2 protein-coding genes are annotated in these 2,333 nt (G+C 60.6%); both read right to left on the reverse strand.

Annotation, left to right across the window (positions count from 1 at the left end; all coding sequences use genetic code 11):
* Nucleotides 1-354 precede the first annotated feature (354 nt).
* Entirely contained in the window at nucleotides 355-1,455 is a 1,101-nt protein-coding gene (locus B2Y33_RS14555; protein ID WP_027915308.1) for an AGE family epimerase/isomerase, read from the reverse strand.
* Between the two features lie 62 nt (nucleotides 1,456-1,517).
* Complete coding sequence (locus tag B2Y33_RS14560; protein WP_027915307.1) at nucleotides 1,518-2,150, reverse strand: TetR family transcriptional regulator; 633 nt, start codon at nucleotides 2,148-2,150, stop codon at nucleotides 1,518-1,520.
* Nucleotides 2,151-2,333: the final 183 nt, after the last annotated feature.

The following is a 2,333-nucleotide window of genomic DNA, read 5'->3' on the forward strand; positions in this document are numbered from 1 at the left end:
GCAAGAGCAAGAGCAAGAGCATCTATAGTGGGGATGATAACGTCTAAACTTGCCGCTATACATAGCCTGTGTAGTGTTCAAGGAGTGTGCTAGCGTTAACTAATTTTGAAGTTATATTTGCTAGTGCAAGAGCAGAGAGCTTTGATTTTCGGTTATGTCATATTCCAAGTATTAGGCAGCGCTATTAGCAGGACGAACATGCGGCGCCATCAAGTCAAGCGCTTGATACTGTGGCAGTTCCTACAACACTCGCCCTTGTACGTATTCCAGTGACGAAAACGTGCCAGCGCACTGGACGGCTCCAGGATCTGAGCCTCACTGCCCATTACGGTAACAACATTGCAGGCCCCGACCTCACCCCTCCAATCGCTTCAACCCTTCCAGACAGGTGGCCAGATGATAAGGCGTAGTCGACGGCATATCATGCCGGCTGACATCGCCTTGCCCGTCCCGGCATTCATACCATCCCGCTTGCCGCAAGAACCGCCCCTGCAGGGCCTGCAACAGCTTGGGCAGCTTTACATCGGCATCAGGGCGCAATGCCAGGGCCCTGGCGTATTCGGCCTGTGCCCAGATCCGCTGAGTCGCATCCAGCACATGCCCTTGCACATCCAGCATCGCCAGCACCGCCTCGTCCTTCACGCCATGGTGCTCGGCAAAAACAAAGCCCCGCTCAATGGACGCATGCAACGCCGTCCCACGCAGCAGCGGCGAAGTGTGCAGCAAATAGAACCACTCGAACTGATGACCCGGCTCGAACCAGTTATCCACAGTGCCCCGGGGCTTTTCCAGCATCACCCCGTGGGCAGGGTCGATGAAGTGGGCCTGCATCGCTGTGCATAACTGTAGAAGCGATTGCTGCACAGCCTGATCATCACGCACGGCCAACACCTGCAAGAAGGCCTCTGCCAGGTGCATCTGCGGGTTTTGCAGCGCGCCACTGCCCAGGTTGCCCCAGTCTTCACCCAGACTGGCCTCGTACAAGCCATCATCCCGGGCAAAGCGATGCTCGATGACGTCCAGCGCACCAGCCAGGGTGGAGGCCACCAGGCTGTCGCGGACCTGGCCCCAATAGTGCGCGCAGGCGAAGACGATGAACGCGTGGGTATAGAGGTCCTTGCGTCGGTCCAGCGGTTTGCCCTGGGCGTCGATGCTGTAGAACCAGCCACCGTGCTCGGGGTCATGAAAGTGCTTTTGCAAGGAGCGGAACAATGCCGCGGCGCGTTCGGCCGCGCCCGGTTGACCGATGCGGCTGCTGAACAGGTACAACTGGCGTGCGCAAGCCATGGCCCGATAGCGCTGCACCGGCAGCGGCTGATGCTCGGCGTCCAGGGCCTCGTAAGGCAACGCCATCTCGGTGTTCCAACCTGGCCCCTGCCATAGGGGCACGATGCACGCGGCAAAGTGCTGATTGAAGCGGGTCAGTTCGGGCAGGGTAGGGCGGGGGTTGGACATCTTGGCGCTCGTCGCTGTCGGGCAGGGCGCCATGGTAGCAGAAGTCGGGTCTGCCGAGCCCGTCAGCCGGGGTTGCCGAGCCCTTGCCAGTGCCGCGCACCGACGAAAATGAAGCGCAGCTGCTGGGTGATCTTCTCCTGAGGGGTCAACGCCTGCGGCTCACCCCTTTCCGGCCTGTCGATCAATTCGGGCAAGGTGGCGAACACGGTCTTGACCACCAGGTCCGCCATGACGGTAAGCGCCGCATTGTCCAGGTGCTGCCAACGCTGCATCCGGGCCAGGTCGGTGGCCAGGTCAGCGGTAATGTTTTCCCGCAATTGGGCGATGGCCTGGCGCACGGGCTGCGACCCTCCGTACTGCTCCCGTGCCAGGAATAGAAACTGGGCGCGGTGGGCAGCGACTACATCGAGAAATATACGAACTGACGCATCCGTGATACCGCCCAGCTCGAACTCGTTGTGCCGCACCAGCCGGATGGTCTGGCGGAAGGTATCGTCCACCTCATTGACCAGTGCCAGGCCCAGTGCATCCATGTCCGGGAAATGCCGGTAGAAACCGGTGGGCACGATGCCGGCCGCCTTGGCCACTTCGCGCAAGCTGATGCTGCCAAAGCCACGACCACTCTCCATGAGCAGGCAGGCGGCATCGAGCAGGGCCTGGCGGGTCTGTAGCTTCTGTTCGGCACGCGGCAACATGATGCAGGTTTCTATAAAGGGTGGCTGGGCACTCTAGTTAAAAAAACGAAGCCCGGTCAATGGACCGGGCTCGAAGGGGGAGGTCAGGTAGACGACAGCGCGGTGCGTCTTCCATAAGGTCAGCTCACCCGTGCCGTTTGCGACAAGCGATCTGCACCGCCCTCGGCAACACGGGCGCTGCGC

The organism is Pseudomonas sp. UBA5666 (assembly GCF_002420785.1).
In the GTDB taxonomy this organism is placed as follows: Bacteria; Pseudomonadota; Gammaproteobacteria; order Pseudomonadales; family Pseudomonadaceae; genus Aquipseudomonas; species Aquipseudomonas fulva.

Bases quoted from the DNA above. Each gene is read 5' to 3' on its own strand.
- B2Y33_RS14555 (WP_027915308.1), bottom strand. From the start codon at position 1,455: ATGTCCAACCCCCGCCCTACCCTGCCCGAACTGACCCGCTTCAATCAG.
- B2Y33_RS14560 (WP_027915307.1), bottom strand. From the start codon at position 2,150: ATGTTGCCGCGTGCCGAACAGAAGCTACAGACCCGCCAGGCCCTGCTC.